The organism is Sulfobacillus harzensis, from assembly GCF_012933365.1.
Classification (GTDB): domain Bacteria; phylum Bacillota; class Sulfobacillia; order Sulfobacillales; family Sulfobacillaceae; genus Sulfobacillus_B; species Sulfobacillus_B harzensis.
Window position 1 is genome coordinate 1 of the sequence record NZ_JABBVZ010000356.1, and the last position, 369, is coordinate 369.

Genomic DNA, 369 nt, shown 5'->3' on the forward strand with positions numbered 1-369 from the left:
CAAATCGACGATTAGGGTCCCGTAGCGCTGGCCTTTTTTCCACGCCCAATCATCCACGCCGATGATGGTCAAGGCCGCCGGCGGATCGTCGCCTCCGCCGGCGACGGCCGCCGTGCGCACGAGGAGCCGGTTAATGGTGGATCGGCTGACCGCAATGCCTTCCGCGGCGGCCGCCCGGCACGTGGCGACCGCGGTCATATCCCACGCCCAGGCCAAGAGCCGCGCGGTACACATGGTGGTGCGTCGTTGATGGGGCGGCGCCCAGGGGACCCGCTCGCAAAAAATGTGCTGGGAACACGTGGGTGTCGGGCAGACAAATCGGTGAACCCATAGTTCCACGGCGACCGTCAACGACCCGACGGGAAGTTC

General features: G+C 66.1%; 1 pseudogene. It reads right to left on the reverse strand.

The window, feature by feature from the left end:
- Window positions 1-369: pseudogene (locus HIJ39_RS25440) on the reverse strand (hypothetical protein); the annotation flags it as partial.